1 protein-coding gene is annotated in these 243 nt (G+C 44.0%); it reads left to right on the forward strand.

What is annotated here, in order from left to right; genetic code table 11:
• Positions 1–243: hypothetical protein (locus tag FRX97_RS12300; RefSeq protein WP_170227143.1), on the forward strand; the 243-nt coding region annotated here is incomplete at both ends.

Here is a 243-nt window from a genome sequence, read left to right on the forward strand (position 1 = left end):
AACCTTCGGGAACCAACTTCCTAACCCTTAATCTGGAGCTTACCACCAAAGAGGGCTGTGTAAACAACATCTCTAAATCCATACGCGTAAAACAAGTATTGGCAGGGTTCTTTGCCCCGAGCGAGGTATGTTTAAACGACACCGTATTTATTACCTCCAACACCAACAACGTACAAGATGTGCGGTATGAGTTTGGCGACGGACAGGTAAGTTCTTCGAAAAAGCAGGTATTAAAACACCTAT

This window comes from Luteibaculum oceani (assembly GCF_007995015.1).
GTDB lineage: Bacteria > Bacteroidota > Bacteroidia > Flavobacteriales_D > Luteibaculaceae > Luteibaculum > Luteibaculum oceani.